Consider the following 8,513-nt stretch of genomic DNA (forward strand, 5'->3'; position numbering starts at 1 on the left):
GCATAGCATAGAGGAGGCCGTCACCCTTGGTGGCGGCCTCCTCTATGCCCAGCGCCAGCAGCCCGGTCGCGTTCGCAAGCTAGCGGACGAATAACCCTAGCGGAGACATCCGCTTCCTGACCCACTCAATTAAGACCTAGCGGGCAAGACCGTTCTTGCCACTCTCGGAGCCCACGGCGGCTCCTGTACGTGACTTCCTGGCCTTGGTGGCGCTGTTGCCCATGCTCACTGCTGCGCTGGGGTGGGTGCCTTCGCTGCGTGCCGCGGTAAGGCGCCCGCGAATCTGCCTGTCATTCGCGCCGCTCTGCTTGAGAGCCTCAGCGAATGTCTCGTGATGTTCGGCTGAACCGTAAGTGGCGGCCGACGTGTTCTCCGCTATAAGGCCGTGGTCTCTGAGCCGGCTGCTGCCATTTCCGGTGACGCGGCGCTCGATCTCTCGGTCGAGTCGTTCCATGCGGGCGAAGAGTTCCTTCTCGGCGCGTTCGTAGCGCTGTCCCACTGGCGTCCTTTCGGAGGCTGTGAAACCGCCCTCTGCCAGGAGTTTGGCTTCGTGCATCTCCTTGGCGGCTTTGACGAACTCGGGATCCTCGAAGTGCGAGTCCCCGACACCGCTGACGTTCGCGGTGGTCTCTTTCCGCAGCTGGTCAATGTCGGGACCGTTGATCCCATCCTTGCCGATGAGGAAGAGTCGTTCGTGCACGGTAGCGTCCGCTGCTTCCAGTGCTTTGGGGGTCCTGGCGCTGTGGCCGGCCTGCAATGCCTGGGCCAGCTCGGGGTTAGCCAGGTGATCGACGGGTACTTGGTGGCGTTCCATTTCCGGGGCCAGCGTGGCGGCCCGGGCCCGGAGTTCTTCGGCGCGGGCCGCGGCGAGCAGCTGCATGGCCTTCTCGTGTTCGGCGGCGGCCTTGCGTGTCTCTTCCTGGCTGCGGTCCAGTTCGTCCTGCCGGTCCTTTTCCGTGGTGATGCTCTCGATCCCTGACTCCAGATAGGCGGCGTCAGCGCCGACGTCGCGGGTATCGATGCCGTAGCGGGTGAGCACTTCCCGACGGATCTTTTCGGAGGCGGCCAGCGCGGCCGGGTCGCGGTCCTTCCAGCCTTCAGCGACGGCGTGGGCCGCGGCAATGTCGCCCGGCTGCGCCTTGTCCCACCATTGGTCCTTCTCCACGGGGGCCAGGGCCGCGTGCGCGGTGCTCTGTTCGGCCCCGAGGCGTGACCGGGCTTCGTGCGCCACCTGGGCATCCTGGTGTTCGATCTGACGCTGGCTCTCCTGGCGCCGGCGTGCCAGTGTCTCGGCAATGCGTGAGGCGATCAGCAGCGACTGCCGCAGCCCGCCGTCCAGGACGTCATCCATTCCATCTGATTCACTCATGCTGTCCCCTTGCAGTTGGTAGTGGTGGTCTATCGGTCGAGGCCCGGACCGGCGTCGCGCCGGCCGGGCTGGGAGGTCTTCGCCGGCGTGGCCGGCGTTGGGGTCGTCGGCACTACTGATCCGGGACGGATGGGGACCATTCCGCGCCGGGCGATATCGATCGCCCTCGGCGCCACTCCCGCGTCGGGGGCCGGTCGCTGCCCGGCACCCACCAAAACCGGCCTGGGCATCGTCCCGGTGAACGGAGCCAACCGCTCTTCGACCACGGACCGGATACGCTGCGCCTCGCGGGTCCGTCCGGACTGGGCATGCATTTCATACACGGCGAAGGCGGTGTTGATCAGCTGCACCATGAGGGCTGTTTGCGCGGCCGTCTTGTCCTTGCTGGCCGCGGCCATGAACAACATGGCCGTCCCGGCAATCGACGGGAGAGCGACAGGTTTGCTGTGCTGCCGGGGTGCGCGCAACTGGGCGGTGCGGGACAGTTCAGCGGCGGTGGCCGCCAACGGACCCGGCGTCGGTTCAAGCCGGCAGGACCATGCCGCGAACGCCCCGGATACGTCCCGTGCAGCCTTCGCCCAGGTCGCGTGATCATCACGCGGAATGCTGCGCAGCTGGTCGGCCAGGTCGGCCGCGTTGCGGGTGTACTCCACCCATGCCTCCGCCGTGGGCGTTGCATGCTCAGGCCCGGTCCGGGAGACCGTTCGCCTGTTCCGTGCGGCCGCGTTCCATTCCGCTGCGGCTTCCGTGGCCAGCTGCGGGGTGTCGGGCCATTCCTCCCTGAGGGCCCCGAGTCTCAGGTCGGAGGCGAGGGTCCCGCCGCCGAACCAAATCGGACGATCGCCCCGGGCGGGGCGTTCGGCCACGGAGTACCCGACAATGACGTCGGTGGTGTTCTTCGCGTAGCGCGGCCGCACCAGCAGGCCGGTGTCCCGGGCACGGCGGACGAACTCCGCTTCAGACCCGGAAGCGCTGGCGCTGGCCCGGACTTTCCGTGCCAGGGATGACCGGTGCATTTCCCGGTCGTTCCGGACGGCGGTGGCCTTCTCGGCCCGGTCGTAACCACGGGTGGCGTGCACGGTGGAGAGCTGTTCCAGCCCGTACTTGACCTCCAGCTCACGGCAGGTTTCCTGAGCGCGTTTGTAGTCACCATGGGTGGAGGCCTTGGTGCCGTCCTCACGGACCAGGGACACGGCGATATGGATGTGGTGGTTGCCGTTCTCACTCGTGCCGTGGTTCACCGCGGCCCACCGACACCGTGCCTTCCCGCTGGCTTCCGTGAAGCCCATGGCATCAACAAAGTCGTTCGCGATATCGCCCCACTGCTGGTCCGTCAGTGCGCCCTCTTCGGCCCTCAGGCTCAGCGAGCAGTGCCACACACTGGCGTCCTTGTACCCGACGTGGACGCGCTCCTTCTTGGCCGCATTCCACTGCATGTCTTTGATTTGCACCGAGACGTCATAAGCCTTGCGCGGGCGGTCCAGATGCTTGGCAATAGCCAGGGCATCGTCACGGTCCAACACACCGTCGTCGTACCACGCCATAATGGCCGCATCCCCGGCGACCAGGTGCGGATCGGCGTGGGCGTTCTTCGTCTTATTGGCGTCCGTAGAGGTCAGGTAAACCATGAGCCCGCCCATACGCGAACCGCGGGTGATGTTCGGAATCATCCCTACATCAGCCCGTCAATGGCGTCATCAATGCGCATGGCAACGGAGCGTATGTGCTTGAGTGCCTCGTGCGCCTCGGCAGGGAACTCGCCCGTGGCGTTGGCCTGCCGTGCCAGCTGGTTGATGTTGTTCGAAGAACGGGCCAGCAGATTGTGCAGGGACATCAGTTCCGCAGCAATGGCGCGGCGTTCCGTCGGTGATTCCGAGTGCTCCGACAGCGCTGTTGAAATCAGCAGGTTCGGGACGGTGACCTTCTCCCGCTCAGCCCTGGCGACGAGTGCGGCTTCTTCCTCAACGGTGACCCACACTTCGCGGCGCTTCTTCGTCCCCGCCGGCGAGTTTTCACGGCGGCGTTTGGACAGGCGCGGACGGGACTCATTCTGCTCAGTCACTCACTCCCCCGTCCCTTGAAAGCCCAGCGCAGCAACCCCGAAACCGGGGACCACACCAACGAGTGTGCCAAACAAACCGCCGCAGGCGCGTGAGCGACACGCCATTTACACCCGTGTAAATGTATAGCTTGCTCCGCATGGCTGTGTTTGGAGGTTTTTTCGCGCCGCGTGCACGGCTTTTGAAAACCGTGCACGCGGCTGTCAGCCGTGGCCGGTAGGGTCTGAGCATGGACATTAACGACATCGCCGCAAAAGCCGCCGCCAAGATCGACGCCGCCCGGAGTGCCAAAGTTTTCGCCGTCAAGATGGCCGCAGCCAGCGGTGTCGAGGTCCAGGAAGCCGCTCAGCTGCTCGCTGCGGCGGAACAGAAATACGCCAAGGACTACCAGGCAGCCCTGCGCGCAGACTGGACCGAATCCGACCTGCGCAGCTTCGGCCTGAACGCCCCGGCCAAGAAGACCGGCGGACGTCCACGCGGCCGGAAGACCGCCCACGAGCCGGCCCCCGCGTCTGGCGGCTCGGAGTAGCAACCCCTCGCCCACCTGGGCACGGCAAAAGCTATTTCCTGCGGGCTTTTCCCGCACACATCTGGACGACGGGACCCACCTGACCGTCTGCACACAACCACCACGTCACCCTCCCCAGCGCACGTCACCCCGGGTAAGCGGTGGCTGTGCACAGTCTCTGTATGGAGCGGGCCGGGTTAAACAGAAAGGGACCGGCCTGGCCGGTCCTTTTCTGCTCCTCGGACAAAGGAAATCTGTGATCCAGATTAGCTGAAGGGTTGCGCCGAGTCTGAACGGCTGACGGGTCATCGTATTGTGCGCGTGGTGCCACCTTGCGGGCTCGTGGTCTGCCGGGAAGAGCCGCGGCACCTGGATGGTTCCCGGCGGTCGCGTCAACGGCGGTCCGCCGCAGGTGACCAGCAACTTTGGTTCGCATCGTGCGGCGGACCGCCCGACCTCTGGAAGGGTTCCTGGCCTTCAAGTGGCGCGTGGCCAGCGGCCGTGCCGGGCGGCGGGAGCCCGCCCGGCACGGGGCTCTTATGCGGCTTCGTGTTCGGGTGCGGGTGCGGCGCTGTCGAGGATGATCTGCTCGACCGGGCTGGCCGTATACCCCCAGGCAATGAGCCGGGTCAGGTAGTCGATGTGGCGGATGCTCGGGGACCGCCATGAGTCCTTCGCGATGGTCTTCTCATACCCGGCGCAGACCAGCGCGATCAGGGATACCTCGGGCCGGGCCGTGGACTTGGCCACGTGGTCCCGCAACGGGTTCCAGCCCCACCGGTCCGGGCTCTCCCCCGTCTTGGCTCCTGCCATCTCGGCGGCGACGGTTCCCTCGTAGCCGCTGGCCGTCTCAGGATGGTGGGTGATGGCGTGGACGGTGAAGTGCTGCCAACCCTTGGGCGGCCGCTTCTTCGCCAGAAGCGTCTTCACGAAGTCGCGGCGGACCACAGTAGCCGACTGCATCAGCTTGTTATTTTCGATCAGGGTTTTCCGCTCGGCCTTCTGCTCCTCCGTCATCGGACCCTTGTTCGCCGCTGAAGGCCCGTAGCCGCTGGACCGGAGCGTGAAACCCAGGTCCTTCCATCCGGCCACGACCGGGACGGTGGAGTGATGGCCGTTGTAGGACGTGACAATGTGCACGGCGTTGGCGTCCTCCTCGGTGGCCGGTTCCCCGTCGCTCCGGTTCAGCGAGGACACCCGGACGTTCTCGCTGTCCCCGTCGTATCCGGCGCGTTCGACCACGGTGGTCCCGGCGGCTTCCAGCTCGGCAGTCAGGGCCGCGAGGGCGGCCGCGCGGTCGCGGCGGTCCCGGAGCATCTGCGCGACGTGCAGGAGCTGATCGGGTTCGTCCGCGATCACGGACTCCAATTCCTCCGTGGCGTCCTGGTTCCCTTCAAATTCGGCCATGATGAGCGCTTCATCGATGGTGTATCCCTTGCCCAGGGCGGCGGATCCGGCGCTCGAGGACTTGGCCTTCAAGGCCCCTTCCACGGTGGTCTTGGTCCGCCCGGTCTTCTTGGCGATCGCGGCGGCTGACACGCCGATCAGCGACAGCTGGTGGTAGGCCTCTGCCTCGTCCGCTTCGGTCAGCTCGGCGCGCTGGATGTTCTCCACGACCTGCGTCACGATCCGTTCGGCTTCCTCGGGGGACTCGATGATCATCACCGGGATGCTCGCCCGCCCGGCCGCGACGGCGGCGCGGGTGCGGCGCTGTCCCATCAGGACATGCACGGTCCCGTTGTCTTTGCGGTGGGCGATGACGGGTTCCATCACGCCGTGCTCTTTGATGCTGGCAAGGAAATCCGGGGTCAGGGCCGCGTCTTTGCGGACGTTGATGTCCACGGTCAGGGTGGCCGGGTCGAGCATTTCAAGGATGGGTGTGGCGTTCATGGTGTTGCTCCTTCTTGTCCGAGAAGTTGGGGTGGGTGGGGCGGCTTAGGTGACCGGCCAGCTCCCCTGCTCCCCCGACGCTTCTATGTCTGTCAAGCGGGTGGAAACGGGCGCGGGCGCGGGCGCGGGTCAAGATGCCGCAGCTGAAAGTTGTCTTGGCCGCTGGTTGCTCTGGCAGTCTGGGCCCGGCACGGGACGTGGCCAACGCCCTCCCCTCTGGCAGCACTCTCGTCCCGGAAGGCGCCGTGGACGGGGCGTTGATCTGCCTGTACGGGAAGGGGGCCGCTTCGGGGGTGGGCCCGGCGCCCCGAAGAAGCAGGTTCGACTTTCCGCGCCGGATGCCACACGGTTGAAAACGGCGGTAGCCGGCGTCGCGCTGAAGGGTCCTGAAGGGCCGGTTGCCTGCCCTGCGGCCCTGCCCGGCGCGGCGGCCATCATCGACTTTCATTTCGGTCAGGGTGGGGATTTTGACCTCTGGTATGAGACGACGGGCTGTCAGACTTTGGACGACGGGACCCGCGGCGCGTTCCAGCCCGGGAACCCCTCCTTTTACACCGGATTCAGCCCCTTATTCTGGCGGCTGACGGGGACACCCTGATTGCGGCAGAATGCACGCAGAGGGATCCTTCACCGGGCACTCAACGCTCCATCGAGCCCAGAAAGAGAACGAGTTCGCAGCGATTACGACCACGACAGCGAGGACCCCGCTATCGTGGTCAAACTGTCGGTAGTGAATTCCCGGATAATCAGCTTCCTTAGCTGTTCTTCCCCGTGCGGTTGTGAGGGGCTTGGCCGCCGAGTGATCACTTCCTTCGGCGGATGACGTACAGAGCGACAAAGACCACGAACAGGGTGACAAAGACTGCGACCAGGACGCCTGGGGTGATTCCCACTGTTGTCATCTCTCCTCAAACAAGTCGCTGAGTCTCCCCGGCGTGCGACGAAGACTCTGGTACGTGATGTCCGGCGCCGTGGGGACTTGTTCCTGACGGTACACCGACCCTATCGATCGCGGCTGCTGCCGCATCCGCGCGCGGAGCACGTTTCGAGGCTACCGCGTTCACAACCTCAAGGGTATGAATCTCAGCGCTAAATGGCGGCATTTTATTGCAGCACTGACTGTCACCTCGCCGCGCGTAAGCCGATCCTTTAAGGGACACCACCTGAACCATCTGCCCCGACAACGTGGGATGGGGCCGGTTCCGCGGTGGCGTAAAGGGCGTTGAGCTGGCGGTAGAGCGTTCGGGCGATGTAGCGCTTGAGGGATCTGCGGATTTCGCGGTAGCTGCGGCCTTCTTGGGTGCGTTTGGCGACGTAATCCCGGGTTCCGGGGTCATGGACCATCCGGGTCATCGTGATGGTGTGCAAGGCTCGGTTGAGGCGCCTATCACCACCCCGGTTAAGCCTGTGCCGGACAGTGTTACCGCTTGAGGCTGGCAATGGATTCACCCCGGCCAGGGAGGCGAAGGCAGCTTCGCTGCGAACCCTTCCTGGATGCGACCAAGCTGTCAAGACGGTGGCGACTGTGACAGCCCCGGCGCCCACCATCTCCAACAGCGGCGCAGCGGGGCTTTGCTGGATCAGCACTGTCATGCGCTTCTGGTTCGCAGCCAGCTGAGTGGTCACTTCGAGCACACGGCGCGCCAACCGAACTGCTTCCTCGCGCGCGATCGATACTTCGATCGGCTCGTCTCGTTCCCGCCATCTGGTGATTGTGGCGATCTGGGCGGGAACCAGCGGTTTACGGGCGTCGATTCCCAGATCATGCGCCCGAAGCAAAGCAGTAAGTGCGTTGACATTCACTGTTCGTTCCCGGGTCAACTGTTCCCGGGCTGCGCTCAAGATTCTGAGTCCGGCACGGGTTCCTTCATCCCGGCGCGGAACCCGGAGCTGGGACTCCTCCAGGCTCAAGACAGCGGTTCCAATGGCGGCGGCGTCCAGCGGGTCAGATTTGCCGATCCCCCGGCGGCCTCGGGCGTTCATCCGTGGAGCTTCGGCGACGTCGTAGCCGGCGTCCGTTACTGCCCGGGCCAGACGTGCCCCATAAGAGGCAATGCCCTCAGCGGCCCAAAGACTGGCCATATCGCCGTCTGTCCGTCGGCCTACCCAGGCAAGTGCGCGGGAAATCCCTGCCGAGGTGGTCGGGAACTGCTCGCACCCGACCCGTCGCTTGGTGCTGGCCTCGATGATGGCGTAAGTGTGTGTGCGGGCGTGGCAGTCCACGCCGATTACGAATGGGCGGGTCTGCGCAACGATAGTCAACGCGGCCACCCTCCTTCCTTTCGAACGGGCAAGACTGGTCGCATCACGACCGGCACCGACCTGGGAGGAGTCACTTCGAGGCAATACTGTGATGAGCCACAACCGCAGGGGCTGGGCAAGCTTCTAATCAAGCCACCGTCGTGGGGCAGGTCAACGCCGGTCGCTCGACCCGGCGCGGACAAGTCGGGGGAAATGCACCCTCAAGGGGCAATTGTTTTTTCGAGTCACGCGCGAGGCAGAACGACCGGCATCAACACTGCCAGCTAGTCCCAGACCAGCCACTGCAAGACTCACAGTTGTTTTTTTGTTGCTGGCAAGCTCGCTTGCTCGGCGGCCGACGGAGGCCTGTCTACCGCAGGCAAGGGGCAGGAAATTCCTGGAGGAATTCAGCGACGCAGGAGCGCCGGAGGGACATTTCCTGCCC

6 protein-coding genes are annotated in these 8,513 nt (G+C 65.0%); 1 reads left to right on the plus strand and 5 read right to left on the minus strand.

All coding sequences use genetic code 11. The features are described 5' to 3' along the window. Positions 1 to 136: 136 nt before the first annotated feature. Genes AB4Y86_RS06365 through mobC form a run of 3 tightly spaced genes read right to left on the minus strand, consistent with a single transcriptional unit; the run spans position 137 to position 3,431 of the window. Complete coding sequence (locus AB4Y86_RS06365) at positions 137 to 1,369, minus strand: hypothetical protein (RefSeq protein WP_441401113.1); 1,233 nt, start codon at positions 1,367 to 1,369, stop codon at positions 137 to 139. 29 nt (positions 1,370 to 1,398) lie between these two features. Next, positions 1,399 to 3,039, minus strand: coding sequence for a relaxase/mobilization nuclease domain-containing protein (locus AB4Y86_RS06370; protein WP_441401115.1), 1,641 nt, complete (start codon positions 3,037 to 3,039; stop codon positions 1,399 to 1,401). A 2-nt stretch (positions 3,040 to 3,041) separates the two neighbouring features. Further along, entirely contained in the window at positions 3,042 to 3,431 is a 390-nt protein-coding gene (gene mobC / locus AB4Y86_RS06375; protein ID WP_441401117.1) for a plasmid mobilization relaxosome protein MobC, read from the minus strand. A 227-nt stretch (positions 3,432 to 3,658) separates the two neighbouring features. On the opposite strand from mobC, the gene AB4Y86_RS06380 reads away from it, so the two are divergent. Beyond that, positions 3,659 to 3,958 (plus strand): hypothetical protein, encoded by a 300-nt coding sequence (locus tag AB4Y86_RS06380; protein WP_441401119.1) that lies wholly within the window; start codon positions 3,659 to 3,661, stop codon positions 3,956 to 3,958. A 516-nt stretch (positions 3,959 to 4,474) separates the two neighbouring features. On the opposite strand, the gene AB4Y86_RS06385 is transcribed toward AB4Y86_RS06380, so the two are convergent. Together AB4Y86_RS06385 and AB4Y86_RS06390 are read right to left on the minus strand one after the other, a co-directional pair. Further along, complete coding sequence (locus tag AB4Y86_RS06385) at positions 4,475 to 5,827, minus strand: ParB/RepB/Spo0J family partition protein (protein WP_441401121.1); 1,353 nt, start codon at positions 5,825 to 5,827, stop codon at positions 4,475 to 4,477. A gap of 1,149 nt (positions 5,828 to 6,976) precedes the next feature. Continuing rightward, the gene (locus AB4Y86_RS06390; protein WP_441401123.1) at positions 6,977 to 8,089 is read right to left on the minus strand and encodes an IS110 family transposase; all 1,113 of its coding nucleotides are present in this window, start codon (positions 8,087 to 8,089) and stop codon (positions 6,977 to 6,979) included. Positions 8,090 to 8,513 lie beyond the last annotated feature (424 nt).

The organism is Arthrobacter sp. 2YAF22_2 (genome assembly GCF_052114645.1).
Lineage (GTDB): Bacteria > Actinomycetota > Actinomycetes > Actinomycetales > Micrococcaceae > Arthrobacter.